We start from the raw sequence: 25,533 nt of genomic DNA, 5'->3' as shown, positions 1-25,533 counted from the left end.
GCCGCGATCAGGCGAGCGCGAACCGGAGCTCGGCGACCGCCGGGCCCGACCAGACCGTGCCGTCGAGGTCGTCGCTGCGAACGGTGACGACGCGGCCGCCCTTCGCGATGACGAGCAGGGCGAGCTGCGGCAGCAGGTCGCCCGCACGGGTGCCGTCGGCGAGCTCCTCGCCCGCGCCGTTGCCGCTCGCGAACTCGATCGCACCCGACTCGCGGTCGAGCGTGCCGTTCACCGAGGTCGTGAAGTCGAACCAGAGTGTCTCGACGGCGCCGTCGGCGGCCTCGCGGCCGATCGCGGCGAGGTCGCGTTCGATGCGACCGGCCGTGCCCTCCGACAGCTGGCGCAGCGACTGCTCGGCCTCGCGCACGTTGAGCGCGCCGAGCTGCTGGCGCACCGCCTCGTCGACCTCGGCGGCGCCGAGGCGGTCGGGCGAGCCGGGCACGGCGATGACGCGCCGCGAGTTGCGGGTGTTCGCGAGGAACAGGCTGAGCAGCGGCTCGGCGGCGAACACGAAGACGGGCACGCGCTCCTCGGGGTCGCGCGCGAGCAGCTCGCGCCGGGCGATCTCGATGACGCGCTTCGAGTACTGGTCGAGCAGCGTCTTGCGCCCCTCGTCGCCCATGAGCCGGCTCGCGCCGCCCTGGCTCGAAGTGCCTCGGTTCGCGCCGCGCGGCTTGTCTTCGTTGGGCTCGCGGTTCGTGGCCTCGTCGAGGTTCGCGGCCCCGGACTGGTCGACCTCGATCTTCGACGCACGGTCGGTCGGCGTCGCCTGCCAGAGCGCCCACTCGTGGGCCGAGAGGGTGATGGCGAACGCCTCTTGATCTTGGCTGGGCGCGCGCAGCAGCTGGCCGAGCGTGAAGTGCGAGCCGACGTGCCAGGCGTCGTCGAGTCGGTTCGGCAGCACGAACACCTCGCTGAACCCGGGGGCGACGAAGATCGCCATCGAACGGGCGAGCCCGCCCCAGAGTCGCTGGTCGCCCACGATCGCATCGCGCTCCTCGCGCAGCGCCGCGAGCTCGGCGGCGGAGGCGCCGCCCTGCTTGATCTGGTCGATGGCCTCGTCGAAGGCGCTCTTCACGGCGACCTCGGCGCGCTCGCGCTCGCTCACGACGGGCGAGGTCGCCGCATAGATCGTGATCGCGGGGTGATGCGCCCCGGCGAGTACCGCGAAATCGGATGTGGTGGGCAGTTCGTAGTGGACGGTCATTCGTTCCTCCCCCGAGTCCGCGCGACGACGGTGTCGCTCGCATCCAGCCTATGAAGGCCGGGCCGCGAGCGACACCCCCATCTGCGGGTCGGGAACGGATGGCACTCGGTTTCGCGCACGAACCGCGCCGACGGCCCGCCACGGGGCTCGTCGGCGCGATGCTCGTGCGGCGGCTCAGCCCACCGGGTGGTTCGAGCGGATGAGCCGCGTCGGGTCGACGGCGCGCTTGATCGCACGCAGCCGGGCGAGCCGGCCGTCGGCACCGCCGAAGATTCGCTCGGGGTCGCGGCGGTGCTCGGCGAAGTTGAGGTAGTCCTGCGCCGCGCGCCACGGCTCCATCGACGAGAGCAGCCGTCCGAGCGAACGGGCGATCGCCTCGTCGGCGCCCGGCACGGCCATCGCGCCGGTGAAGAGCAGGTAGCCCGCATCGAAGCCCGCGGTCGCGCCGGGCGTCGGGAGGCCGAGATCCGCCGAGCGCTGCACCGCGGCGTCGGGCTCGAGCATGCCGCCGAGGTGGCGGATCTCGGTGGTCATCATGGCGGTCCCCGAGCCTGCGCCGACGGCGCCGACGAACGCGCGCACAGCGGCGGGCGTCAGCTCGCGCAGCGTCATGCCGTCGCCCCGGCCCGGCACGGGCCCGGGCGGGTCCATGTGCAGCGCGAGCAGCTCGGCAGGCGCCTGCGGGTGCACCGTGTCGAGCTCGGGACCGAGGGCGCGCAGCGGCTGCAGGAGGGCGTCGGTGCGGGCGCGGTCCTCGAGCAGGACGGCCTCGACGACGACGATCGAGCGGCCGGCGAGGAACGGCGGCAGCTCGGGCAGGGGCGGCAGGTGCAGGATGCGCACGACGCTCTGCACCGAGTCGGGGACGCCCTTCGTCCACTCGGCCCACGCGGCCGCGACCTCTTCGGCCCGCTCGGCGGGCCAGAGCAGCATGCCCGCCATGACCTGGGCGATCGGGAACAGGCGGAACTCCATCGCGGTCACGACGCCGAAGTCGCCGCCGCCGCCGCGCACGGCCCAGAACAGGTCGGCGTCGTGCTCGTCGTCGACGCGGCGGTGCCGGCCGTCGGCGGTCACGAGCTCGACGGCGAGCACCTGGTTCGCGGCGAGCCCGTGCGAGCGGGCGAGCCAGCTCACGCCGCCGCCGAGGGTGTAGCCCACCACGCCGACGTCGTGCGACGAGCCGGCGAGCGCCGCGAGCCCGTGCGGCGCCACGGCCGCGACGACGTCGCCCCAGAGCGCGCCGGCCTCGACGCGGGCGATGCGGCGCTCGACGTCGACCCGCACGTCGCGCAGCTCGTGGGTGCGCAGCAGGATGGCGTCGGCGAGGCCGTGGTCGGCGGCGAGCGGCCCGGCGTTGTGGCCGGTGCCCTGCGGGGCGACCGCGAGGCCGTAGCGGCCGGCGAGCTCGACGGTGCGGGAGACGTCGGCGGCCGAGCGGGCGATGACGACGGCGGCCGGGCGCTGGTCGACGTCGAGGTTCCATGCGGTGCGGGCCTCATCCCAGTCGGGCTCGCCCGGCAGCACGAGACGGCCGTCGAGGGTCGAGTCGAGTCGGGCGAAGGCCTCGCGCAGCGAGAGTGCGAGGTCGTCGACGGCGTCCTCGATGAGGACGGCGCCGGTCGGGGGCACAGGGGTGTTCACGGACGGTTCCTTTCGGGTTGCGTTTCGCGGGCCGGTTGCCTCGGTTCGTGAACCGGCCCGGCGGCCGCACCGTTGGATGCAGCACTCGCGACGAGAACCCATCCAATTCCGATCCGCCGCCCGGGTCGCCCGTGGTGCCCCTCCGATCTCCTCAGGGGTTTCCCTCAGGCGGGATGGCCTCGATACGGCGCTGCGCGCCGACCCGGCCGACCCGCATGGCGGAATACGGGATGCCTCGGAACGGTTGCCGCAGGGGATGGACATCTCGCCGCGCCTCTCGGTTCTCGACCTCGTTCCCGTGCGCACCGACCAGTCGAGCGGAGGTGCCGTCGCGGCATCCGTTCGCCTGGCGCAGCTCGCCGACCGTCTCGGGTTCACCCGCTACTGGTTCGCCGAGCACCACAACATGCCGGCCGTCGCGTCGACGACGCCGCCCGTGCTGATCGCGTCGATCGCGGCGCGCACCGAGCGCATCAGGGTGGGCTCGGGCGGAGTCATGCTGCCGAACCACGCGCCGCTCGTCGTCGCCGAGCAGTTCGCCGCGCTCGAGGCGCTCGCACCCGGCCGCATCGACCTCGGCATCGGGCGTGCGCCGGGCAGCGACCCCGTCATCACCCAGCTGCTGCGCGTGTCGGGGCCGACGGCCGACGTCGACCGGTTCCCCGACCACGTCGCCGACATCCTCTCGCTGCTCTCGCCCGACGGCGCGACGCTGCGCCTCACGAGCGGACGCGAGTACCCGATCCAGGCGACGCCCGCGGCGACCGCGGTGCCGACGCTGTGGCTGCTCGGCTCGAGCGACTATTCGGCGAGGCTCGCCGCCGAGCTCGGGCTGCCGTACGTGTTCGCGAACCACTTCTCGGGCGACGGCCTCGAGCGCGCGCTCGAGCTGTACCGCACCGAGTACCGGCCGAGCGAGGCCCATCCCGCCCCTGAGACGTTCCTCACGCTCAACGCCTCGATCGCGCCGACCGCCGAGGAGGCGCGCGAGCGCGCACTCCCCCAGTTGCGCTCGATGGCGCGGCTGCGGCTCAACCGCCCGATGCGCCCGCTCGAGACCGTCGACGAGGCGCTGGCGGCGCCCGCCGACTCCGACGCGGAGGGCCTGATCGCGGCGATGGAGCGACGCTGGGTGATCGCGGACGCGTCGGGCGCGGCATCCGCGGTACGGGCGCTCGCCGAGCGCCACGGCATCGACGAGGTCATGGTCGCCCCGATCGCCGGGTCGTACGCGAGCGAGCCGCTCGACGCGACGCCCGGCCGCGAGCAGACCCTCGAGCTGCTCGCGGGGGCGCTCGGCGCCTGACAGCCGAAATCGAGTGGGCAGAAATCGTCCAGAACAGGGTCTGTTCTGGACGATTTCTGCCCACTCGATTTCGCGCCCTCGGCGCCCGCCGCTCGGCGGTGCGCGACTCAGGCCGCGAGGCCGAGCCGGCGCAGGTCCTTCGTCGTGGCGCGGTACTCGTCGCCGTCGGCGACGACCGTCTCGCGCGGCACGCGTGCGGCGTTGTGCACCTTGGCGCCGACGCCGACCGTGACGTACGGCCCGAGCACCGCGCTGCGGCCGATGACGGCCTGGCGGCCCACCCGGGCGTTCACGCCCACGACGGCGCGCTCGGCGACGATCGCGTTGCTCTCGATCCAGGCCCGCGGCCCGATCTGGGCGCCCCGCTGCACCTCGGCACCGGGGTCGACGTAGGCCGTCGGGTCGACGAACGCGGTCGGGTCGACCTTGGCGGTCGTGGCGACGAGGCCCCGACCGTTCACGTGCTTGCGATAGCGACGCAGGATCCCGGCTTCGTCCTCGAACTCGACATAGCTGATGCCCACGTTCTCCTCCTCCCGGCGTGGAGGCTCCACCTGCCGGACATCAGTACAACATCAGGCCTGACCGGGGTATTCCCGGTGCTTCGCCCGGGCACCGCGAACCGTCGCACGGGCACAAGTTAGGCTGTCCTAAGCATGCCCGGATCCCCCCTTCTCGAGCTCGACCGCGTGAGCATCCGCCACGAGGGCGCCGAGCGGCCGACCCCCGCCGAGGTCTCGTTCGAGATCGCCCCCGGCGAGGTCGTGCTCGTGCTCGGACCGAGCGGCTGCGGCAAGTCGACGCTCGCGCTCGCGCTCGACGGGCTCGTGCCGCACGCCGTGCCCGCCGAGCTCGGCGGCACCGTGCGCATCGCCGGTCTCGACAGCCGCGAGCACCCGGTCGGCGTGCTCAGCGAGCACGTCGCGATGGTCTTCCAGGATCCCGACGCCCAGATCGTGACCGGCACCGTGCTCGACGAGGTCTGCTTCGCGCCCGAGAACCAGCTCGTCGAGGCATCCGAGGTGCTCGCCCGGGCCGAGCGGGCCCTCAAGCTCGTCGGCCTGTGGGACCGGCGCACCGAGAATCCCGACGCGCTCTCGGGCGGCGGGCGCCAGCGCCTCGCGATCGCGTGCGCCCTCGCGATGGCCGCGCCCGTGCTCGTGCTCGACGAGCCCACCGCGAACCTCGACCCGGCCGGCATCGACGAGGTCTACGCCGTGCTGCGCGAGCTCGCCGACGACGACGAGCACGCGATCGTGCTCGTCGAGCACAACCTCGACGCCGCGGTCGACCTCGTCGACCGGGTCGTGGTGCTCGACGCCGAGGGCCGGCTCGTCATCGACGGTCCCGCCCGCGAGACACTGCGCGAACGCGCCGACGAACTGGCCGAGCTCGGGGTCTGGCTGCCCGTCTCGACCCTCGCCGCGATGCGCCTGCGCGATGCAGGCGTGCCGATCGAGCCGCTGCCGCTGACGCCGGCCGAGCTCGGCGCCGCGCTCGACGCGCTGCCCGAGCTGCCGTCGCCGCTCAGCGAGTCGTCGCCCGTGCGCTCGACCGCGCTCGAATCGGCCCCGTCGCTCGCCCCGACCACGTCGCCCACGTTCGCGATTCAGGAGCGGAGGGGCGTGTCGCGGTCGGCGAGTAGCGACGCGGGGGTGCGACGCACCTCCGCTTCTGAATTGCGCACGAGCCCGGCCGGCACGGCGCCCGCGATCCGGGCGCGCGGGCTCTCGGTGCGCCGGGGCGGCCGGCGCGGGCCGGTCGTCGTCGACGGCGTCGACCTCGACGTCGCGCAGGGCGAGTTCCTCGCGATCGTCGGCACGAACGGCGCGGGCAAGACGAGCCTGCTGCAGGCGCTCGCGGGCGTCATCCCCGCCCCGCGGGGAACCGTCGACGTGCTCGGCATCGACCCGGCGCGTGCCGACGCGCGCGAACGGGTCGCGCGGGTCGGCTTCGTGTTCCAGAACCCCGAGCACCAGTTCATCGCGCCCACCGTGCGCGAGGAGCTCGAACAGGGGCTGCGGTTGCAGGGGCTCGACGACGAGGCCGTCGCCGATTCACGAGACCGGATGCTGCGCCGATTCGGCCTCGACGACCTCGCCGAGCAGCATCCGTTCCTGCTGTCGGGCGGGCAGAAGCGCCGCCTCTCGGTCGGCACCGCGCTCGTGGCCGGCGCCCCGGTGCTCGCGCTCGACGAGCCCACGTTCGGGCAGGACCGCGCACGGGCCGGCGAGCTGCTCGACATGCTGCGCACGCTCAACGACGAGGGCACGACGGTGCTCGTCGTCACGCACGACCTGCAACTCGTCGCCGACTACGCGAGCCGGCTCGCCGTGCTCTCGGGCGGACGCCTGCTCGGGGTCGGCCCGACGACCGAGGTGCTCGCGGGGCCCCTCATCGAGCAGTCGGGCCTGCGGCACCCGCCGCTCGCGCGGGCGACCCGGGGCCTCGAGCGGCACCCAGAGTGGCACGGCGTGACCCGCATGTCCCAGCTGCCCGTCGCGGCGGGCGTCTCGTGAGCGCGGCACCCGTGCAGCCGTCGACGGGCGGCACCGCCGCGGCCGCCACGGCCACCGGCCCGGCGACGAGCGCCCCGGCCCGCCGCGGCCCGCTCGCCGCGCTCAACCCGCTCGCGAAGCTCGCCGCGCCGCTGCCCGCGATGATCGTGGTCGTGTTCAGCCGCGACCTCGTGCTTCCGTTCGCGTTCATCGTGCTCGCGCTCGTCGTGCTGCTCGCCGGCGCCCGCCTCTCGCCCCGCCTCGTGGTCGCCCTCGTCGTCGGCACGCCGCTCGCCGCGCTCGTGCTCGGCGTCAGCTTCGGCGTGTGGGTCGACCCGTCGAGCGTCGCCGGCCCCACGGCATCCGTCGTCGTCTTCGGCATCGGCGACTGGGACTTCACGCTCGCCGCCTACCTCGTCGGCCTCGCGACCGCGCTGCGCGTGCTCGCCGTGCTCATGCTGTCGCTCATCGCGGGCCTCACATCGACCGGCACCGAGTTCGTGCGCGCGGCCGTGCAGAACCTGCGGGTGCCGTACCGCATCGGCTACACATCCCTCGCGGCGCTGCGGTTCGTGCCGCGCTTCGGGCACGAGCTCGAGATCATCCGGGCGGCGCATCGCGTACGCGGCACCGTCGCCGGCCGCGGGCCGATCGCCGCCCTGCGCCGGGGCCTCGGCACGGCGGTGCCGTTGCTCGCGTCGGCGATCCGGCACGCCGAGCGAGTGGCCCTCGCCATGGACGCCCGCGCCTTCGGCGCCCACCGCACCCGCACCGAGCGGTACCTGATGCCGTGGCGGCTGCGCGACACGGTGTTCGTGATCGCGTTCGTCGCGGCGAGCGCGCTCATCGTCTGGGCGACGCTCGCGCGCTGACCGTCGTCTCCTGCCTCACCGGATCGGGAGACGACGAAGGGGCCGGGCGATGCCGCCCGGCCCCTTCGCGCTCCGCCCCTACTGGCCGGCGGGCGCGGTGTCCTGGATCTCGATGAGGAACACGAGCGTCTGGCCGCCGAGCGGGTTCTGGTCGCTCTTCTCGCTGCCGTACGCGTACTCCGGCGGGATCGTCACGATGAGCTTCGTGCCGACCTTCTGGCCGACGAGCGCCGCGCTGAAGCCCTGGATCACCCCGTCGGTCGTGAACGTCGCGGGCTCGCCGCGCGTGTAGCTCTGGTCGAAGATCTCACCCGTGTCCCAGCTGATGCCCTGGTAGTGCACGGTGACGCTGTCGCCGTCGCCCACAGTGGCGCCGTCGCCCTCCTCGAGCACCTTGAGCTGCAGGTCGGCGGGCGGGTCGGTCTTCGGCAGGGTCACCGTGGGCGCCTCGCCCTCGGCGCCCCACTTCACCTCGGGCACGTTCTCGGTCCACTCGGTCGGCTTCAGCGGCTGCTGCACCTCGACGACGTCGACGACGATGACGACGGTCTCGCCGGCCTCGATGCCCACCGACTCGTTGCCCGTGTCGCCGTAGAGGGTGGAGGCGGGCGCGACCGTGACGGTGCGCGAGCCGACGGGCACGCAGTCGATACCGGCGAGGAAGGCCTCGTAGAGCGTCTCGTCACCCGCGGTGATCGTCGCGGGCTGCGAGAAGAGCTGGTCGCCCGACTTGCCCGAGAACGTCGTGACGACGGCGTTGATCTTCTGGCCCGACTCGGTCGTCTCGCCGTCGCCCTCGATGGCGATCGTGCGCTGGAGCTCGTCGGCCTCGAGCGGGGTGCTGAACTCGGCGGTGGGCGTCTTCGAGAACTCGCCGTCGACCTTGACGGCGTCGCTGAGGTCGCCGGCGGGCACGTCCATGCACGCGGCGGCGTCGGCGGTGGGCGTTTCGGATGCCTCGGGGCTGGCGCTGCCGGCGCAGCCGGCGAGGAGCAGGGCGGCCGAGGTGGCGAGCGCGAAGGGCGCGCCGCGGCGCAGGGCACGATTCATGTGAGAGGACTCGATTCGATCGGAGAACGTGATGCAGTGGCATCCAGTCTGCACCGTTCGCCTTTCTCTTTGCTGAATTCCCGGAAATCGGGCCGATCACCGCGAGAATGGGCCCATGGGGGAGTTGACGGACGAGCCTGACCATGTCGGCGCGTTCGCGGCGGGGGCCGCGAAGTTCGCCGAGCTTGATGCGGCGGTGTGGGATCCGATCTCGACCGCGACACTGGCGCGCACGCGGCCGCAGTTCGACGAGCTCGTGCTCGACGCGTGCTCGGGCGCCGGCGCCTCGGCGCTGCCGACGGCCGAGCTCGTCGGGCCGGGCGGGCTCGTCGACGCGGTCGACCTCACCGAGGAGCTCATCGAGATCGCGCGCGAGCGGGCCGGCGCGCACCTGCCGCAGCTGCGCCTGCACGTCGCCGACGTCACGACCTGGGAGCCGACCGGGTACGACCTCGTGCAGTGCGTGCTCGGCGTGTTCTTCTTCGACGACATGGACGCCGGGACCCGCCACCTCATCGAGCGCGCGAAGCCCGGTGGCCGCGTCGGCGTCACGGTGTGGGCGCGCGGTGCGCTCGGGTCGTTCCTCGACGCGTTGACGGCGGCGCTGCCCGGTGAGCACGACGACGAGCACCACACGCCCGCGTTCGAGGGCATCGACACCCCCGGCGGCCTCGCGCACTGGCTCACGGGACTCGGGCTCGAGCGGGTGCGTGCCGACGCGGCCCGCCGGCATGTCGAGATCACGCCCGAGCTCGCCTGGTCGCTCGTCGAGGGCACGGCGATCCGCACCGCGATCGCGGGGCTCGACGACGACGAGGTCGCCGGGGTGCGGAAGCGCCTGGTCGCGCGGCTCGAGGCGTCGCCCGAGGCCCGCACGCTCGACCTCACGACCCTCATCGCGGTCGGCTACCGGCCGCTCGCCGCCGGTTGAGCCACTCAACCAGCGAGTGGAGGCTCGTCGCCCGTCGCCACCGGGCGGGTCGCGTCGTTCGACCACTGGCTCCACGAGCCCGGGTAGAGCGCCGCGTCGACGCCGGCGATCGCGAGCGCCGCGACCGCGTGGGCCGCGGTGACGCCCGAGCCGCAGTACGCGGCGACCTGCACCCCGTCGGACGAGAGCGGCACACCGAGCGCGGCGAACCGCTCGCGCAGTGCCTCGGCGGGCAGGAACCGCCCGTCGGCGTCGAGGCTGCCGCCGCTCGGCGCCGAGCGTGCGCCCGGGATGTGACCGGCCCGCGGGTCGATCGGCTCGACCTCGCCGCGGTACCGTTCGGCGGCGCGCGCGTCGAGCAGCACGCCGTGCGACGGGAACGTCGCCGCGCCGTCGATGTCGATCATCGGCATCGCGCCGAACCGCGCGGTCGCATCGCCGGCTTCGGGCGCGGCATCCCCGGTCTCGAGCGGCAGCCCGGCGGCCCGCCACGCGGCGAGCGCGCCGTCGAGCATGCGCACGTCGGCCACGCCGGCGTGCCGCAGCAGCCACCAGGCGCGAGCGGCCGACTGGTTGCCCAGGTCGTCGGTGACGACGACCGCGTCGCCGTCGTGCAGGCCCCAGCGCCGCATCGCGCGGGTGAACGCGGCCTCGGTCGGCAGCGGATGCCGCCCCTCGCCCACCGCGTGATGATCGGCGAGCTCGCCGTCGAGGTCGACGTAGACCGCGTCCGGGATGTGACCGGCCCGGAAGGCCTCGGTGCCGTCGGGCTCGGCGAGCGACCAGCGCACGTCGAGCACGACGGTGCGGCCGTCGGCCCGGCCGGCGCGTTCGGCGTCGAGACGGTCGGCGAGCTCGTCGGCGGAGATGAGGATCGGCATGCGTCCATCCTCGCAAGACTCCGCGAACGACGACGACGGATGCCCCCCGGGGCATGGCCCCGGGGGCATCCGTCGTGCTGCTACGGGGAGGTCAGGCGAAGGGGTTCGTGATGACCTCGTAGGGGGCCTCGACCTGGCCCTCGCCGAACTCGCTGTCGACGTAGAGGGTACGGCCGTGCAGCGACTTGGCGGTCGTGAGCACGCGGCTCGGGTCGGTCGCGACGTCGCTCACGAAACGTGCGGTCGAACCGTCGGCCGAGATGCGGAGGGTCGTGATCGCCTTCGAGAAGTTGCGCACGATCGTGAGGGTGTTGCCCTGGCGGACGAGGCCGTCGGCGTTGACGAGGTCGGCGCCGGGGGTCGCGATCTCGGTGACGGTGCCGTCGAAGCCGAAGCGGAACAGCTTGCCGACGTTGCCCTGGGCGACGACGAACGCGCTCTTGTCGGCTGTCAGCACGATGCCGCCGAGGTTGAAGCCGGCAACGCGCGACACGGTGCCCGCGGCATCCGCCCACAGCTCGGCACCCCACTGGCCGTCGGCGCCCTGCGCGACGCGGAAGACCTGCGGGTCGTTCGAGTTCGTGAAGTACGCGGCCCCGTCGGCGCCGATCGCGACGTCGTTGAGGAACGCGTCGGCCGTGCCGGGCACGCGGAGCGAGGCGAGCAGGTCGCCCTCGGGCGAGTACACCCACAGGTCGGGGCGGCCGGTTCCGATGCCGTTCGGGCCGCCGGCGACGAAGACGTTGCCGTCGCGGTCGACCGTGATGCCGCGGGCCGTGTAGCGGCCGTCGGTGCCGTCGCCCGCGATCCACTGCTCGGTGGCCGACGAGCGCACGTCGCCGCGGTGGATCTCGCCGCCCGTGACCTCGCTCACGTAGAAGGCACCGCTGCGCTGGTCGGCGCCGATGCCCTCGAAGCGGCTGCCCTCGGCGTCGCCGTTCAGGGTGTAGGTGCCGGGGCGGCCGTGATCGCCGTCCTGGGCGAAGGCCGGCGCCGCACCGGTCGTGACGATGGTGGTCAGGGTCGCGGCGGCGAGCAGGCCGGCGATGGTGGTCTTGTGCTTCATGGAATCTCCTCCTGGTGAAGTCCGGTTCGGTGCGGGTCTGGTCCGGCGTGAACCGGGTGATTCCACTTCACCGCAGGATCCGTGCCCGGGCGTCGGGCATCCGGCTCGAATCGAATAGCCGATCGGATGATGCCCGCGTCGACCGACTGTCCGTAGGCTGTGCGGTCATGGAGCAGGAGAACCGGCAGCCGGCCGACGGCATGCGCGGCATCCTCGCGCCCGTGGCCCGGTTCGACCGCTGGCTGCACGCCGTGCTGCTCGTGCTGCTCGTCGTGTGCGCGGCCCGCTACGTCGAGCGGCACGGCCTCGCGCCCGAGACCGCCGCGGTGCTCGCGGGCGCCGTCGCGCTCGCCGTCGTCGCCTCGCTGCGACCGGTGCTGCCGCGCCGCGGCGCCTGGCCGACGATCTGGGTGGTCGCCGTCGTCGTGCTGTGGATGGCGCTGACCCTCGCCGCACCCTCGTTCGCGTGGTGCGCCGTTCCGCTCGCGTTCGCCGTGCTGCGCGTGATCCCCTTCGGGCCTGCGGTGGCGGTCGTCGTCGTGATGACGGTCGTGGTGAGCGTCGCCTGGTCGCGCATCGACGACGGCATCGACCTGACCGTCATCGTCGGGCCCGCCGGCATCGCGATCGCGACGGTCATCGCCTACCGCGCGCTCGAACGCGAGTCGGCCGAGCGGCAGCGCCTGCTCGACGAGCTGACCGAGGCGCAGGACGAGCTCGCCGACGCCGAGCGCCGGGCGGGGGCCCTGGCCGAGCGCACCCGGCTCTCGCGCGAGATCCACGACTCGGTCGGCCAGCAGCTGTCGAGCATCAATCTGCTGCTGCAGGCCGCCGAGCAGGACTGGGAGCTGCGCCCCGACTCGGCCCGCGGACACGTGCGCACGGCGGCCGCGACCGCGCGCGAGGGGCTCGACGAGGTGCGCCGGGTCGTGCGCGACCTCGCCCCGGCCGCGCTCGAGGGCGGCAGCGCCGACGCGCTGCCCGGCGCGATCGAGCGCCTGGTCGCGGATGCCTCCGCCACGGGCGGCGGCCCCGCGCTCGCATTCCACTGCCACGGCGACGCCCGCACGGTGCCCGCACCCGTCGCCGGCGCCCTGCTGCGCAGCGCCGCGGGCGCGCTCGCCAACGCGCTCGAGCACGCGCACGCGCATCGCGTCGTCGTGAGCCTCACCTACCAGCCCGACGAAGTGCGCCTCGACGTGCGCGACGACGGGGTCGGCTTCGACGAGGGCACGAGCCGGCGCTCGGGCGAGCGCGGCCACGGCCTGCGGGGCCTCCGCGAGCGAGCCGCCGAGCTCGGCGGACGCGCCGAGATCGAGAGCGCACCCGGCGAGGGCACGACCGTGTCGGTATCGTTCCCCCTGTCCGACGGTTCGCGGGGCGCGGATGCCTCGGCCGCGGGCGACGCGGGAGAGCAGGTGACTTCGTGAACGAGGCATCCCGGGTGCCGCAGGCCGACGCCGTGCGCATCATCCTCGTCGACGACCACCCGGTCGTGCGTGCGGGTCTCGCCGCCCTCCTCGGCGGCAAGGACGGGTTCGAGGTCGTCGCCGAGGGCGGCGACAGCGACGAGGCCGTCGCGAAGGCCCGCGCCTACCGGCCCGACGTCGTGCTCATGGACCTCAACCTCGGCGACGGCCCCGGCGGCGTCGAGACGACGGCCCGGCTGCGCGCGCTCGACGAGCCGCCCGCCGTGCTCGTGCTCACGACGTACGACACCGAGGCCGACATCATCCGCGCGCTCGAGGCCGGGGCCGGCGGCTACCTGCTGAAGGACGCCCCGCCGACCGAGCTGTTCGCCGGCATCCGCGCGGTCGCGCGCGGCGAGACCGTGCTCGCCCCCTCGGTCGCCGCGACCCTCGTGCGCCGTGCCGCCGCACCCGGCCCCGTCGTCACCGAACGCGAGGTCGAGGTGCTCGAGCTGCTCGCGGAGGGTCTCGGCAACAAGGAGCTCGCCCGCGAGCTGCTCGTCTCGGAGGCGACCGTGAAGTCGCACCTCTCGCACATCTACGCGAAGCTCGGCGTCGACACCCGCGCGGGCGCCGTCGCGGCCGCGATCGAGCGGCGCATCATCCGGCGCTAGGAAGTGCCGGCTTTTCGAGCTTCATCCGGCTTTCGTCAGCAGAGATAAAGCATGAAAGAGTAGAAGCCGGACGATTGCGCGGCGTGAGGAGGATGGATGATCTTCAGCCTCGTCGCCTTCGGCCTGCTGTCGCTGCTCGCCCCGATGCTGACGAGGCTCGTCGGCCGCCGGGTCTTCCTCATGCTGGCCGCGCTGCCCGCGGCCGTGTTCGTCTGGCTGCTCACCCTCGTGCCCCCGGTCGTCGCGGGTGACGTGCTCGTCGAGTCGGTCGAGTGGATCCCGACGCTCGGCATCTCCCTGACCTTCCGCCTCGATGCGCTGGCGATGCTGCTCGCGCTCATCGTCACGGGCATCGGCGCGCTCGTGCTCGTCTACTGCACCTGGTACTTCAGCGACGACGAGCCGGCGCTCGGCCGCTTCGCCGCCCTGCTGCTCGCGTTCGCGGGCGTCATGTTCGGGCTCGTGACCGCCGACGACGTGTACATCCTGTTCACGTTCTGGGAGGCGACGAGCGTGCTCTCGTACCTCCTCATCGGCCACTACACGGGTCGCAAGGAGAGTCGTGGTGCGGCGCTCCAGGCCCTCACCGTGACGACGTTCGGCGGGCTCGCCATGCTCGTCGGGCTCGTCATCCTCTCGGTCGCGGGCGGCTCGACGAGCCTCGCCGAGCTCATCGCCCACCCCGTGACGGGGCCCGCGGGCGAGTGGGCGATCGCCCTCGTCCTCGTCGGGGCGATCTCGAAGAGCGCGCTCGTGCCGTTCCACTTCTGGCTGCCCGCGGCGATGGCCGCGCCGACACCCGTCTCGGCGTACCTGCACGCGGCGGCGATGGTGAAGGCGGGCGTCTACCTCGTCGCGCGACTGGCTCCCGGCTACGCCGACCTCGAGGTGTGGCATCCCATCGTCATCGGGCTCGGCGCGCTCACCATGCTCGTCGGCGGCTGGCGCGCCCTACGGCAGTACGACCTCAAACTGCTGCTCGCGTACGGCACGGTCAGCCAACTCGGATTCCTCGTGATGGTCACGGGGTTCGGCACGCGCGACGCGGCCCTCGCGGGTATGGCCCTGCTGCTCGCGCACGCGCTGTTCAAGGCGACCCTGTTCCTCGTCGTCGGCATCGTCGACCACGCCGCGGGCACGCGCGACTGGCGCAAGCTGTCGGGCCTCGGCCGGCGCATGCCCGTGATCGCGACCATCGCGTTCGTCGCCGCCGGCTCGATGGCGGGCCTGCCGCCGCTGCTCGGCTTCGTCGCGAAGGAGGCGGTCTTCACCGCCGACCTCGACGCCGCCCTCGCGGGCGACGCGTGGGGCTGGGTCGCCCTCGCCGCCGCCTTCGCCGGTTCGGTGCTCACGGTCGCCTACACCGTGCGGTTCGTGTGGGGCGCGTTCTTCACGAAGCGGGAGGTCGCGCCCACTCCCCTGCACCGCGAGAGCCCGGCCATCGGCATCGCCCCGGCCCTGCTCGCGGCGGCCTCGCTCGTCTCGGCGTTCACGATCACGTTCATCGAGCCGCTGCTCGCGGCGTACGCCGACACCCTGCCGGGGGCGCACGACTACCACCTCGCCCTGTGGCACGGACTCGAACCCGCCCTCTGGCTGTCGGCGGCGGTCTTCGCGCTCGCGGCCCTGCTCGTCTGGGGCCGGCAGCGGGTCGCCCGCATGCAGGCGGCGCTGCCGCCGGCGATCGACTCGGCGCGCGGCTACCTGCGCATCGTCTCGGCCGTCGACCGTGCGGCCGCCTGGGTGACGACCGCGTTCCAGGTGCGCGGCCTCGCCGGCTACCTGGCCATCACCATGGTCGTCTTCATCGCGGGCCTCGGCACCGCCGCGATGCTGAACAGCACCTGGCCCGACGGGGTGCGGCTCTGGGACTACCCCGCACAGCCGTTCATCGCGTTCATCATGGCCGTCGCGGCGGTCGCGGCCGCGATCATCCGCCGGCGCATGACCTCGGTGCTGCTCGTGAGCGTCACGGGGTACGGGCTGGTGCTGCTGTTCGGCATGTCGGGCGCCCCCGACCTCGCACTCACCCAGGCGCTCGTCGAGACGATCACGCTCGTGGTGTTCGTACTCGTGCTGCGCCGGCTGCCGAAGCAGAGCGCCGTGCACCCGACCGCGCTCGGCCGCACCACGCGGGCGATCATCGGCGTGCTCGCCGGGCTCGTGATGGCCGTCATCGGACTCGTCGCGCTCGGCGCCCGCATCGAGCCGACGATCGCCGACGGGCTGCCCGCCCTCAGCCTCGAGGCGCACGGCAAGAACATCGTCAACGTCATGCTCGTCGACATCCGCGCGTGGGACACGCTCGGCGAGATCTCGGTGCTCGTCGCCGTCGCCACGGGCGTCGCGAGCCTCATCTTCGTGTCGGGCCGCACGGGCGGGGCGCCCCGCCTCGACGAGCCCGACCGCCGCAACCGCCTGCAGCCCGTGCTCGAGCCGGCATCGAGCATCCGGGCCGCGAAGCCGCGGCTCGCCGACGTCGACGACGAGACGGATGCCGCGGCCGAGGCGGCCTCGAACCGGCAGACGTGGCTGCTCGCCGGGCGCACGCTGTCGCCGCGCAATCGCTCGATCCTCATCGAGGTGCTCGTGCGGCTGCTGTTCCACCCCGCGATCATCGTCTCGGTGTACCTGCTCTTCGTCGGCCACAACGCGCCCGGCGGCGGCTTCGCCGGCGGGCTGCTCGCGGGCCTCGCGCTCGTCGCCCGGTACCTCGCCGGCGGACGGTACGAGCTCGGCGAGGCGGCGCCCGTCGACGCGGGCCGGCTGCTCGGCACGGGCCTGCTGCTCGCGGCCGGCACCGCGGCATCCTCGTTGCTCTTCGGGCTCACGGTGTTCGAGTCGTCGTGGTTCGAGGCCGACGTGCCGGTGCTCGGCCATCTCTCGATCGGCACGTCGACGCTGTTCGACATCGGCGTGTACCTCGTCGTCGTCGGACTCGTGCTCGACATCCTGCGCTCGCTCGGCGCCGAGGTCGACCGGCAGGAGGAGGAGGGCGAGGAGGCCGGCGACGAGACCGGCGATCCCGACGGTCTCGAGACGCGCCCGGCTTCGCCGGGCGCTCCTCGACCGGCGGACCCTGCTCGACCGTCCGACGAGGAGGTGCGCGCATGACCGCCTCGCTCACGCTCGTGCTCCTCATGGCGATCCTCTTCGGCGCCGGTATCGCCGTCATGCTCGAGCGCAGCCTCACGCGCGTGCTCATCGGGTTCCTGCTCGTGGGCAACGCCGTGAACATCCTCATGTACCTCATGAGCGGAGCGCCCGGCCTCGCCCCGATCCTCGGCGAGGGCGTCGACGAGGGCGAGATCTCCGACCCGCTGCCCCAGGCGTTCGTGCTCACCGCGATCGTGATCAACCTCGGCATCACGGCGTTCATGCTCGCCCTCATCTACCGGTCGTGGTGGCTGGCGCAGCTCGGCGCGAAGGGCGACCTCGTCGACGACGAGGCCGAGCTGGCCGAAGACGCGGAGGAGGCGGCCGACCTCATCCGCTCCTCGGCCGCCGACGACGAGGCGATCCAGTCGATCATCGACGCGAGCGACGAGGAGTTCGACGAGGTCGTCGCCGGCATCGACGAAGAAGAGCTCGAGCGCGAGGCATCCGCCCGCGACCACGACGATGAGGGGAGCCGCCCGTGACCGCGACGCTCGTGCCCCTCGTCGTGCTGCTGCCGCTCATCGGCGCCGCGGTGGCCCTCATCCTCGGCCGGCACCGGCGCGCGCAGATGGCCGTCGGCGTCACCGTGCTCGCGGCCGTGACGGTGATCGCCGCGGTGCTGCTCGTGCAGGTCGACCAGACCGGCCCCGCCGTCGTCTACATCGGCGCGTGGGACGCCCCGTGGGGCATCACGCTCGTCGTCGACCGGCTGTCGGCCATCATGCTCGTGATCTCGGCGATCATGCTGCTCGTCGTGCTCGTGTACTCGGTCGGACAGGGCATCGCCGACCAGCATCGCGAGACGCCGGTGTCGATCTTCCACCCGACGTACCTGATCCTCGCCGCGGGCGTGTTCGACGCGTTCATCGCGGGCGACCTGTTCAACCTCTATGTCGGCTTCGAGATCCTGCTGTCGGCGAGCTACGTGCTGCTGACCCTCGGCGGCACGGGCGAGCGCATCCGCTCGGGCGTGACGTACATCATCACGAGCCTCGTCTCGTCGCTCTTCTTCCTCAGCGCGATCGCGCTCATCTACGGCGCGACGGGCACGGCGAACATCGCCCAGCTCTCGGTGCGCCTCGCCGAGCTTCCTCAAGACGTGCAGCTCATCCTGCACCTGCTGCTGCTCGTCGCGTTCGGCATCAAGGCGGCGGTCTTCCCGCTGTCGTTCTGGCTGCCCGACTCCTACCCGACCGCACCCGCACCCGTGACGGCGGTGTTCGCCGGCCTGCTCACGAAGGTCGGCGTCTACGCGATCATCCGCACCGAGACCGTGCTCTTCCCCGAGAACGACCTGTCGACGCTGTTCATCGTCATCGGCGGGCTCACGATGCTCATCGGCATCCTCGGCGCGCTCACGCAGGCCGACATCAAGCGGCTGCTCTCGTTCACGCTCGTGAGCCACATCGGCTACATGATCTTCGGCATCGGCCTGTCGAGCGTCATCGGCCTGACCGCGACGATCTACTACGTCGTGCACCACATCACGGTGCAGACGGCGCTGTTCCTCACGACCGGGCTCATCGAGCGCTTCGGCGGCGCGACGTCGATCAACCGGCTCGCGGGGTTGCTGAAGGCCTCCCCGCTGCTCGCGATCCTGTTCTTCGTGCCGGCCGTGAATCTCGGCGGCATCCCGCCGTTCTCGGGCTTCCTCGGCAAGGTCGGCCTGTTCGTCGCGGGCGCGCAGGGCGCGGGGGCCGGCGGCGCCGGCGCTGCGACCGCGCCCGACTGGCTCATCTGGGTCGTCATCGCGGCCGGCGCGGCGACCTCGCTCATCACCCTCTACGCACTCACCCGGTTCTGGAACATGGCGTTCTGGCGCCGCCGCGACGAGCTCGAGGGCTACGAGTCGGCCCTGCTCGGATCGGTGCTCGAGGCGCCCGAGGGCGCGACCGTCACCGCCACCCGGACGACGCCCGTGCTGATGGTCGTCGCGACGGCCACGCTCGTCGCGGTCACCGTGTGCCTGACCGTGTTCGCGGGGCCGTTGTTCGAGTACGCGGGCCGCGCCGCAGAGGGGCTCAGCGACCCGTCGGTGTACATCTCGATCGTGTTCCCCGGAGGCGTCCGATGAGCCACACGAACGAACCGGTGTCGCGCTGGCGGTCGGTCTGGCGGCAGCTGCCGCTGCTGGTCGGCCTGCTCGTGCTGTGGCTGCTGCTGTGGGACCACATCGACGTGCTCAGCATCGTGACGGGCGTCATCCTCGCGATCGCCGTCACGCGGGTGCTCTACCTGCCGCCCGTGCTCCTCAGCGGAAGGTTCAACCCGTGGCGCGGACTGCTGCTCGGCCTCCGCATGATGGTCGACGTCGTCTACGCGTCGCTGCAGGTCGCGGTGCTCGCGATCTGGCCGTGGTGGAAGCCGATGAACTCGATCATCGCCGTGCAGCTGCACACCCGGTCGGATCTCGTGACGACTCTCACGGCCGAGGCGATCTCGGTCGTGCCCGGCACCGTCGTCGTCGACATCGACCGCGAGCGGGGACTGCTCTACCTGCATGCGCTCGGCACCCGAACGCAGGCCGACATCGATAAGACCCGGCGTCAGGTGCTCGGCACCGAGGAGCGCATCGTGCTCGCGATCGGCACCCACGAGCAGGCCGAGATCGTGCGCGCCGAGCGTCGCGCCCGTCGGGCGCGCGCCGGCCACGCGGCATCCGGCTCGCAGGATTCGAACGGAGGCACCGCATGACCTTCCTCACCGTCGTCTCGATCGCCGCCGGCGTGATGTTCGGCATCGGCGCGATCGCCGCGGTCGTGCGCATCATCAAGGGTCCGTCGATCCTCGACCGGGCGCTCGCGACCGACGTGCTGCTCGCCATCGCGATGTGCGCGCTCGGCGCCGAGATGGCGATCAACCGGCATACCGACACGCTCGTGGTGCTGCTCATCCTCGCGATGTTCGCGGTCGTCGGGTCGATCTCGATCGCCCGCTTCATGGCGAAGCAGGATGCCTCGTGAACGGCGCAGATCTCGCGCGTGACGCGCTGCGTGCTGCCCGGGGAGGTGGGCGATGAGCGGCGCAGACGTCGCGGTCGGGCTGCTCATCCTGGTGAGCGCCTTCCTCTCGATGGCCGCCGGACTCGGCATCCTGCGGTTTCCCGACGTGCTCACCCGCCTGCACGCCGCGACGAAGCCGCAGGTGCTCGGCCTCGCGACCGTGCTGCTCGCGATCGCGCTACGCGCGCCGACGTGGGGCGTCATCTCGACCGTCATCGTGATCATGACGTTCCAGCTGCTCACGCAGCCGATGACGGCGCACATGCTCGGCCGTTCGGCCTACCGCACCGACCACGTGCGCCGCGACCTGCTCATCGAGGACGACCTCGGCCGCGACATCGCCGAGCACGAGGAGCACCCGGCGGGGTGAACCGGGCTCGTCAGCCGCGGCCGGTGAACTCGGGCTTGCGCTTCTCCTGGAAGGCGGCGAAGCCCTCGCGGTAGTCGGCCGTGTCGCAGAGGGCGGCCTGGGCGCGGTTCTCCTCCGACATCGACGCCCAGAGCCCGAGCCGGTCGTCGCGCAGCGACGCGACGAGCATCTTCGAGGCGACGAACGCCTGGGTCGCTCCCGTCGCCGCGGCCCGGGCCGCCGTGCGGGTGGCATCCAGCACCTCGTCGGCCGCGAAGACCCGACTGAACAGGCCCGACGCGACCGCCTCGTCGCCCGTCATGAGCCGGCCGGTGACGATGAGGTCCATGGTCTTGTGCGCGCCGAGCCGCTCGACGAAGAGGGCGTGGCCGCCCGAGTCGAGGGTCGCGCCGAGGTTCGCGAACGGCGAGCCGATCTTCGCGGTGTCGGCGACGTAGACGATGTCGCTCGCGATGAGCAGGCCGAGCCCGACGCCGAGGCACGCGCCGTGCGCGACGGCGAACGTCGGCACGGGCAGGCCCGCCATCGTGTGCAGGAGCGGTTCGACCCGCCCGCCGAGGTAGCCGAGCACGTCGTCCTCGCGCGGGTCGACGCCCGAGATGTCGCGGCCGGCGCAGAACGCGCGGCCCTCGCCGCGCAGCACGAGCGCGCGCAGGTCGCCGGCGTCGGCGAGCCGCTGCGCCTCGGCGTAGGCCGCGGCGAGTTCGCCGATCGCCTGCTCGTCGAGTGCGTTGAGCTTGTCGGGGGCGTTCAGCACGACCTCGCCGACCCGGGTCTGCTCGTCGACCGTGAACTCGATCATCGCTGCGCTCCTTCGCGTCGGGACATCGTTCCGGGGGTCATTTTCCGACATCGATCGGCTCGACACGCCGTTCGAGGGTCGGAAATGCACCCCCGCAGTGCGCGTGACCGCGCGCGGGTGCGCCCACGACCCGCGCGCGGCAGCGCCACGCGAGGGCGGACTGCGGCGACGCCGGGCTGCCCGCTACACGTCATAGTCGACCACGACGCGCTCGGACTTCGGGTGCGACTGGCACGTGAGCACGTAGCCGCGCTCGAGCTCGTCGGGCTCGAGCGCGTAGTTCTCGGTCATGTTCACGCTGCCCTCGACGACGCGGGCGCGGCACGTGCCGCAGACGCCGCCCGCGCACGCGAACGGCACGTCGGGCCGCACGCGCAGCGCGGCGTTGAGGATCGACTCGTTCGCCGACACCGGGCTCTCGACCGTCGACGACTGCCCGTCGAGCGTGAACTCGATCGCGACCGTCTCTTCGCCCTGCTGCACGACGACGGGGCGACCGTGCCGCGGCTCGACCTGGTCGGCGTCGGTCGTGAAGAGCTCGTAGCGCACGTGCTTGGTCGGCACGCCGCGCTCGGCGAGGGTGTCGCGCGCGAGCTGCACGAGCTCGAACGGTCCGCAGAGGAACCACTCGTCGACCGTCTCGGGGCGGATGAGCACGTCGAGCATCGTGCCGAGCTTGTCGGCGTCGATGCGGCCCGACAGCAGCGGCGCGGTGCGCTGCTCGCGCGAGAGCACATGGTGCAGCGCGAGCCGCGACGGGTAGCGGTCCTTGAGCTCGGCCAGCTCTTCGAGGAACATCACGTCGAGCGTCGACCGGTTCGTGTAGACGAGCTCGAACTCGGAGGTCTCGGAGCGGGCCAGCACGGCGTGGGCCAGTGCCATCAACGGGGTGATGCCCGAACCGGCCGCGATGCCGACCACGTGCTTGCCGTCGAGCGCGTCGAGCGTCGAGGTGAACGTGCCCTGCGGGCTCATGACGTCGAGCGTGTCGCCGGCCTTGAGCTCGGAGTTCGCCCACGTCGAGAACACCCCGCCGAGGTCGCGCTTGATCGCGACCGAGAGGCTACCCCGCTCGGGCGGGCGGCAGATCGAGTAGCTGCGCCGGCGCTCGTAGCCCTCGAGCTCCTTGCGGAGGGCGACGTACTGGCCGGGCAGGTACGAGTACTCGTCGGCGAGGTCGTCGGGCACCGCGAAGGTGACCTCGACCGAGTCGCCCGTGAGCGGTCGCACTTCGGCGACCTCGAGCGTGTGGAAGCGGGCGCGACGTCGCTTCGGCAGGTGCTCGCCGCCGACGGTCGACGCGAGGAACGCCTCGGCGACCGATTCCGTGGAGCCGAGGTTCGTCGCCGCCATCAGAGCACCTTGAAGTAGTCGAAGGGCTCGAGGCAGTCACGGCACTCGTAGAGCGCCTTGCACGACGTCGAGCCGAAGCGGGCGAGCTCGCGGGTGTTGAGCGAGTCGCAGCGGGGGCACTTGACGGCGAGCTGCACGCGCACCGGGCCGGCTTCGCGCGCGGCCGCCGTGCCGGTCGGGGCCTGGATGCCGTAACGGCGCAGCTTCTCCTTGCCGGCGTCGCTCATCCAGTCGGTCGTCCAGGCCGGGGCGAGCACGAGTTCGACGCGCACGTCGCCGTAGCCGGCGTGCGTGAGCGCGAGCAGCACGTCGTCGCGGATCGCGTCCATCGCGGGGCACCCGCTGTAGGTCGGGGTGATCTGCACGCGCACGACGCCGTCGTCGCCGACCTCGACCGAGCGCAGCACACCCAGGTCTTCGATCGTGAGCACGGGGATCTCGGGGTCGGTCACCGTCGCGGCGACCGACCAGGCACGGTCTCGAGACGCATCGCCGCCTCGTATCGGCGCCACTCGACCGGCGGTGGTCATCGCCGTCACCACGACGCACCCCGATGCTGCCGGGCGAGCACCTGCATCTCGGCGAGCAGCGGCCCGAGCCGTTCGGTGTGCGAGCCGCGCCGGCCCCCGCCCGAGGCGGTGTACGCGGTGCGCCCGGTCGGACGCTCGAGCTCGGCCTCGGCGAAGACCGCGTCGACCGCCGCCTCGAACGCGGGCCGCAGCGACGAGGGCAGCACGGCGACCCCGTCGGCGGCGAGGCGCTCGACGAGTTCGTCGTCGGCGAAGAGCTCGTCGACGTACGGCCAGGTGACCGTGACGCCGTCGATCATGCGCCGACGCGACTCGTCGGTGCCGCCGGCCAGCCGCAGCGTCCACTGCACGGCGTGATCGCGGTGGTAGTCGACCTCCTTCACGGCCTTCGCGGCGATCGCGGCGAGGGTCGGGTCGGTCGACTCGGTGAGCGCGCCGTACAGTTCGAACCAGTAGAGGGATGCCACGAGCTGTCGCGCGATCGTGCAGGCGAAGTCGCCGTTCGGCTGCTCGAAGAGCCACGCGTTTCGCCACTCGGGCTCGTCGCGCCAGTACGCGAGGTCGTCTTCGCTGCGGCCCGTGGCGGTACCGGCGTAGTGCAGCAACGAGCGGGCGTGTCCGAGCAGGTCGAGTCCGATGTTGCCGAGCGCCACGTCTTCTTCGAGTTCGGGCGCGCGGGTGATCCACATGCCGAGCTGCTGGGCGAGCACGAGGGCGTCGTCGCCGAGCCGCAGCGCATACTCGGCGACCTCGGGCGAGGCGACGCGGGCGGTGCCGTCGTCGGTCTGGCCGGCGAGCTCGTCGGCGAGCGCGAGCCGGTCGACGGTGACGTCGCCGTGGGCGGTGTCGCTCACAGGTGCTTCACCCCCTCGCTCTTCGTGTAATACACCGCGTGGCGGTAGTTCTTGCCCGCGGGGCTCTCGAAGAAGGCGCCCTTCGCGTCGGGGTCGCTCGTCGTGATCGCCACGGCGGGCACGACCCAGATCGACACGCCCTCGTTGCGGCGCGTGTAGAGGTCGCGCGCGTTGCGCACGGCCATGTCGGCGTCGGGCGCGTGCAGCGAGCCGACGTGCACGTGGCTCAGGCCGCGGTTGGCGCGCACGAAGACCTCCCACAGGGGCCAGGCCTCGGTGCCGGTCTCACCGGGGGTCGACATCATGCCACCGCCTTCTGCTTCTCGGCCTGCTTGCGGGCGTACTCGGCGGCGGCCTCGCGCACCCAGGCACCCTCCTCGTGGGCTTCGCGGCGACGGCGCAGCCGCTCGGCGTTCGCGGGGCCGCGTCCGGCGAGCACCTCGTTGAACTCGGTCCAGTCGATCTCGCTCATGTCGTAGGCCTGCTTCTCCTCGTTCCAGGCGAGGTTCGGGTCGGGCAGCGTGACCCCGAGCACCTCGGCCTGCGGCACGAGCATGCCGACGAAACGCTGGCGCAACTCGTCGTTCGAGAACCGCTTGATGTTCCAGGCCATCGACTGCGCCGAGTTCGGCGACTGGTCGTCGGGCGGGCCGAACATCTGCAGGCTCGGCCAGTACCAGCGGTTCACCGCGTCCTGCGCCATCTGCCGCTGCGCCTCGCTGCCCTGCATGAGCTCGAGCAGGATCTCGAAGCCCTGCCGCTGGTGGAACGACTCCTCCTTGCAGATGCGCACCATCGCCCGGCCGTACGGGCCGTACGACGCGCGGCACAGCGGCACCTGGTTGCAGATCGCGGCGCCGTCGACGAGCCAGCCGATCGCGCCCATGTCGGCCCACGTCGGGGTCGTGTAGTTGAAGATCGACGAGTAGCGCGCGCGGCCCTCGATGAGCTGCTGCATCATCTCCTCGCGGCCGATGCCGAGTGTCTGAGCGGCCGAGTAGAGGTAGAGCCCGTGCCCCGCCTCGTCTTGCACCTTGGCCATGAGGATGGCCTTGCGCTTGAGGCTCGGCGCGCGGGTGATCCAGTTCGACTCGGGCTGCATGCCGATGATCTCGGAGTGCGCGTGCTGCGAGATCTGGCGGATGAGGGTCTTGCGGTACGCCTCGGGCATCCAGTCGCGGGGCTCGATGCGCGAGTCGGCGGCGATGATCGCGTCGAACGCGGCCTGGCCGTCGGCATCGGTCGCCGCCCCGGTGACGGGGTGGAGGTCTGCTGGTGCGGTCATCGTCGACTCCTGGGTTCAGCGGCGGTCGGTGCCGGCCGCGACGTGGGCCGCGGCATCCCGATATTACCAACCGATCGTTCAGTTAGTATATATTCGATCTCGGCGGCCGACAACGACGCCCGACTCGACGAGGAGTGACGAGATGACGGATGCCGCGACCGACGCACCGGCCGACGCCGAGGGGATCAACCGCGAGATGATGCGGCGCGACCGCGCCTCCGCCTGGCTCGGCATCGTCGTCGAACGCGACGACCCCGGCCACGCCGTCGTCAGCATGGTCGTGCGCGAGGAGATGACGAACGGGTTCGGCATCACCCACGGCGGATTCGTGTTCGCCCTCGCCGACACGGCCTTCGCGATCTCGTGCAACGAGGACGACCGCGTCACCGTCGCGGCCGGGGCAGACATCGCCTTCCTCAAGTCGACGCACGCGGGCCAGAAGCTCACGGCGACGGCGGTGCGCCGCACCCGTTCGGGCCGTACGGGCCTCTACGACGTCTCGGTCGTCGACGAGCACGGCGACGCCGTCGCCGAGTTCCGCGGCCGATCCATCTCCACCAACCGAACCTTCTGACCTCCGGGCGACGCCCTCCCCCGCGTCGCGACCCACCAACTCCAGGAGCCACCGTGTCGACGACGA

General features: G+C 72.5%; 25 protein-coding genes. 13 read left to right on the top strand and 12 right to left on the bottom strand.

Features of this window, described 5'->3' with window-relative positions; translation table 11 throughout:
• Window positions 1–7: 7 nt before the first annotated feature.
• Both AC3RJ6_RS08590 and AC3RJ6_RS08585 read right to left on the bottom strand, forming a co-directional pair.
• Window positions 8–1,207: a baeRF11 domain-containing protein gene (locus AC3RJ6_RS08590; protein WP_491426586.1), complete on the bottom strand. Its 1,200-nt coding sequence runs from the start codon at window positions 1,205–1,207 to the stop codon at window positions 8–10.
• Window positions 1,208–1,381: 174 nt separating this feature from the next.
• A complete protein-coding gene (locus tag AC3RJ6_RS08585; protein WP_491426585.1) occupies window positions 1,382–2,851 on the bottom strand; it encodes an FAD-binding oxidoreductase in 1,470 nt (489 codons plus the stop codon).
• 256 nt (window positions 2,852–3,107) lie between these two features.
• Here AC3RJ6_RS08585 and AC3RJ6_RS08580 point away from each other — a divergent pair, with 256 nt between their 5' ends.
• Entirely contained in the window at window positions 3,108–4,157 is a 1,050-nt protein-coding gene (locus tag AC3RJ6_RS08580; protein WP_491426583.1) for an LLM class flavin-dependent oxidoreductase, read from the top strand.
• Window positions 4,158–4,264: 107 nt separating this feature from the next.
• Here the strand turns inward: AC3RJ6_RS08580 and AC3RJ6_RS08575 are convergent, their stop codons facing one another.
• Window positions 4,265–4,681, bottom strand: a complete 417-nt coding sequence (locus AC3RJ6_RS08575) for a transferase (protein WP_491426582.1) — start codon at window positions 4,679–4,681, stop codon at window positions 4,265–4,267.
• A 132-nt stretch (window positions 4,682–4,813) separates the two neighbouring features.
• Here AC3RJ6_RS08575 and AC3RJ6_RS08570 point away from each other — a divergent pair, with 132 nt between their 5' ends.
• A complete protein-coding gene (locus tag AC3RJ6_RS08570; protein ID WP_491426580.1) occupies window positions 4,814–6,676 on the top strand; it encodes an ABC transporter ATP-binding protein in 1,863 nt (620 codons plus the stop codon).
• Entirely contained in the window at window positions 6,673–7,527 is an 855-nt protein-coding gene (locus tag AC3RJ6_RS08565) for an energy-coupling factor transporter transmembrane component T (RefSeq protein WP_491426578.1), read from the top strand. The genes AC3RJ6_RS08570 and AC3RJ6_RS08565 overlap by 4 nt, the downstream gene beginning before the upstream one ends.
• Before the next feature lie 78 nt (window positions 7,528–7,605).
• Here the strand turns inward: AC3RJ6_RS08565 and AC3RJ6_RS08560 are convergent, their stop codons facing one another.
• Window positions 7,606–8,577 carry an FKBP-type peptidyl-prolyl cis-trans isomerase gene (locus AC3RJ6_RS08560; RefSeq protein ID WP_491426576.1) on the bottom strand — a complete coding sequence of 324 codons (972 nt, stop codon included), beginning with the start codon at window positions 8,575–8,577 and terminating at the stop codon, window positions 7,606–7,608.
• A 115-nt stretch (window positions 8,578–8,692) separates the two neighbouring features.
• On the opposite strand from AC3RJ6_RS08560, the gene AC3RJ6_RS08555 reads away from it, so the two are divergent.
• Window positions 8,693–9,508: a class I SAM-dependent methyltransferase gene (locus tag AC3RJ6_RS08555; RefSeq protein WP_491426575.1), complete on the top strand. Its 816-nt coding sequence runs from the start codon at window positions 8,693–8,695 to the stop codon at window positions 9,506–9,508.
• Between the two features lie 5 nt (window positions 9,509–9,513).
• Here the strand turns inward: AC3RJ6_RS08555 and AC3RJ6_RS08550 are convergent, their stop codons facing one another.
• Both AC3RJ6_RS08550 and AC3RJ6_RS08545 read right to left on the bottom strand, forming a co-directional pair.
• On the bottom strand, window positions 9,514–10,389 hold the full coding sequence (locus AC3RJ6_RS08550) for a sulfurtransferase (protein ID WP_491426573.1): 876 nt from the start codon (window positions 10,387–10,389) through the stop codon (window positions 9,514–9,516).
• 91 nt (window positions 10,390–10,480) lie between these two features.
• On the bottom strand, window positions 10,481–11,455 hold the full coding sequence (locus tag AC3RJ6_RS08545) for an SMP-30/gluconolactonase/LRE family protein (protein ID WP_491426572.1): 975 nt from the start codon (window positions 11,453–11,455) through the stop codon (window positions 10,481–10,483).
• A 167-nt stretch (window positions 11,456–11,622) separates the two neighbouring features.
• On the opposite strand from AC3RJ6_RS08545, the gene AC3RJ6_RS08540 reads away from it, so the two are divergent.
• The 8 genes from AC3RJ6_RS08540 (at window position 11,623) to mnhG (ending at window position 20,069) form a co-directional block, all read left to right on the top strand.
• A complete protein-coding gene (locus AC3RJ6_RS08540; RefSeq protein ID WP_491426571.1) occupies window positions 11,623–12,885 on the top strand; it encodes a sensor histidine kinase in 1,263 nt (420 codons plus the stop codon).
• A complete protein-coding gene (locus AC3RJ6_RS08535; protein ID WP_491426570.1) occupies window positions 12,882–13,538 on the top strand; it encodes a response regulator in 657 nt (218 codons plus the stop codon). The genes AC3RJ6_RS08540 and AC3RJ6_RS08535 overlap by 4 nt, the downstream gene beginning before the upstream one ends.
• Window positions 13,539–13,634: 96 nt before the next feature.
• Window positions 13,635–16,652, top strand: a complete 3,018-nt coding sequence (locus AC3RJ6_RS08530; protein ID WP_491426569.1) for a Na+/H+ antiporter subunit A — start codon at window positions 13,635–13,637, stop codon at window positions 16,650–16,652.
• Window positions 16,649–17,179 (top strand): sodium:proton antiporter, encoded by a 531-nt coding sequence (locus AC3RJ6_RS08525; RefSeq protein WP_491426568.1) that lies wholly within the window; start codon window positions 16,649–16,651, stop codon window positions 17,177–17,179. Before AC3RJ6_RS08530 ends, AC3RJ6_RS08525 begins: the two co-directional genes overlap by 4 nt.
• Entirely contained in the window at window positions 17,176–18,771 is a 1,596-nt protein-coding gene (locus AC3RJ6_RS08520) for a Na+/H+ antiporter subunit D (RefSeq protein WP_491426567.1), read from the top strand. Before AC3RJ6_RS08525 ends, AC3RJ6_RS08520 begins: the two co-directional genes overlap by 4 nt.
• Window positions 18,768–19,391: a Na+/H+ antiporter subunit E gene (locus tag AC3RJ6_RS08515; RefSeq protein WP_491426566.1), complete on the top strand. Its 624-nt coding sequence runs from the start codon at window positions 18,768–18,770 to the stop codon at window positions 19,389–19,391. The genes AC3RJ6_RS08520 and AC3RJ6_RS08515 overlap by 4 nt, the downstream gene beginning before the upstream one ends.
• The gene (locus AC3RJ6_RS08510; protein ID WP_231429800.1) at window positions 19,388–19,660 is read left to right on the top strand and encodes an MrpF/PhaF family protein; all 273 of its coding nucleotides are present in this window, start codon (window positions 19,388–19,390) and stop codon (window positions 19,658–19,660) included. The genes AC3RJ6_RS08515 and AC3RJ6_RS08510 overlap by 4 nt, the downstream gene beginning before the upstream one ends.
• A 52-nt stretch (window positions 19,661–19,712) precedes the next feature.
• A complete protein-coding gene (gene mnhG / locus AC3RJ6_RS08505; RefSeq protein ID WP_491426565.1) occupies window positions 19,713–20,069 on the top strand; it encodes a monovalent cation/H(+) antiporter subunit G in 357 nt (118 codons plus the stop codon).
• Between the two features lie 10 nt (window positions 20,070–20,079).
• On the opposite strand, the gene AC3RJ6_RS08500 is transcribed toward mnhG, so the two are convergent.
• From AC3RJ6_RS08500 to paaA, 6 genes are all read right to left on the bottom strand, one after another.
• Window positions 20,080–20,871, bottom strand: a complete 792-nt coding sequence (locus AC3RJ6_RS08500) for an enoyl-CoA hydratase/isomerase family protein (protein ID WP_491426564.1) — start codon at window positions 20,869–20,871, stop codon at window positions 20,080–20,082.
• Window positions 20,872–21,054: 183 nt separating this feature from the next.
• Window positions 21,055–22,224 carry a 1,2-phenylacetyl-CoA epoxidase subunit PaaE gene (paaE, locus tag AC3RJ6_RS08495; RefSeq protein ID WP_491426563.1) on the bottom strand — a complete coding sequence of 390 codons (1,170 nt, stop codon included), beginning with the start codon at window positions 22,222–22,224 and terminating at the stop codon, window positions 21,055–21,057.
• Entirely contained in the window at window positions 22,224–22,754 is a 531-nt protein-coding gene (gene paaD / locus AC3RJ6_RS08490) for a 1,2-phenylacetyl-CoA epoxidase subunit PaaD (RefSeq protein WP_491426562.1), read from the bottom strand. The genes paaE and paaD overlap by 1 nt, the downstream gene beginning before the upstream one ends.
• A 5-nt stretch (window positions 22,755–22,759) precedes the next feature.
• Window positions 22,760–23,608 carry a 1,2-phenylacetyl-CoA epoxidase subunit PaaC gene (gene paaC, locus AC3RJ6_RS08485; RefSeq protein ID WP_491426561.1) on the bottom strand — a complete coding sequence of 283 codons (849 nt, stop codon included), beginning with the start codon at window positions 23,606–23,608 and terminating at the stop codon, window positions 22,760–22,762.
• The gene (paaB, locus tag AC3RJ6_RS08480; protein WP_231429794.1) at window positions 23,605–23,910 is read right to left on the bottom strand and encodes a 1,2-phenylacetyl-CoA epoxidase subunit PaaB; all 306 of its coding nucleotides are present in this window, start codon (window positions 23,908–23,910) and stop codon (window positions 23,605–23,607) included. The genes paaC and paaB overlap by 4 nt, the downstream gene beginning before the upstream one ends.
• A complete protein-coding gene (paaA, locus tag AC3RJ6_RS08475) occupies window positions 23,910–24,893 on the bottom strand; it encodes a 1,2-phenylacetyl-CoA epoxidase subunit PaaA (protein WP_491426560.1) in 984 nt (327 codons plus the stop codon). The genes paaB and paaA overlap by 1 nt, the downstream gene beginning before the upstream one ends.
• 142 nt (window positions 24,894–25,035) lie before the next feature.
• Between paaA and paaI the strand changes: the two genes are divergently transcribed.
• Window positions 25,036–25,467: a hydroxyphenylacetyl-CoA thioesterase PaaI gene (gene paaI / locus AC3RJ6_RS08470; protein WP_491426558.1), complete on the top strand. Its 432-nt coding sequence runs from the start codon at window positions 25,036–25,038 to the stop codon at window positions 25,465–25,467.
• The last annotated feature ends 66 nt before the right edge of the window (window positions 25,468–25,533 follow it).

The sequence above is a fragment of the Agromyces cucurbitae genome (assembly GCF_058349945.1).
This window is presented reverse-complemented; position numbering and strand designations above follow the sequence as displayed.